Annotated in this window: 1 pseudogene; it reads right to left on the bottom strand. The window is 64.3% G+C overall.

From position 1 onward, the window contains the following. A pseudogene (locus CSC64_RS13845) lies at positions 1-456 on the bottom strand (IS4 family transposase); the annotation flags it as partial. Between the last annotated feature and the right edge of the window lie 116 nt (positions 457-572).

Genomic DNA, 572 nt, shown 5'->3' with positions numbered 1-572 from the left:
GTCCGCCGGCAACAGCGCCTTCAGGTGCAGCAGGAAGCGACGTTCGACCTTCGGGGAGGCCACCTGCCGCTCCGGAAAGACCTGCTCGAACAGGGTCAGCGTGCGACCTCCCACGGGGACGGCTGCGCGCAGCAGATGCCAGCGACCATCGGCCTTCAAGCGGCACCAGTCAACCACGATCACCGGCGTGGGGGAACGCACCAGCCAGCGCACCATGCCGCCGTACAGGCGTTCGCGTTCGGCGTGCAGATGCCGGTTGCTCAGCAACCGGTCAAGGCGCTTGAGCGGTGCACGAACGCGCTCGGCATCCACCCAGCTTCGGGCCAGATCGATCAGCACCACACGGCGACCGGCCAACAACGACTCGACCGCCAGCAGCAGGGTCTGCCGGCGCAGGCTGTGCATCGGCGTCAATGCCATGTCCAGGCATCTTTGCAATACTTCGGTTGCGCGCATGGTCTGCGATCCTCATTGGTCTGGTAACCACGAAGATCGCGCCATGCGCGCGCTCTTGCAAACCAGGATCAGCGCAAGTCATTGATCCGGAAAAGGGAAACCTGGGGAAACCTCAG

Origin of the sequence: Pseudoxanthomonas koreensis (assembly GCF_010093225.1) — a bacterium.
Taxonomy (GTDB): Bacteria; Pseudomonadota; Gammaproteobacteria; order Xanthomonadales; family Xanthomonadaceae; genus Pseudoxanthomonas; species Pseudoxanthomonas koreensis.
The sequence above is the reverse complement of the archived record's forward strand: the minus strand, read 5'-3'. Positions and strand labels throughout refer to the sequence as shown.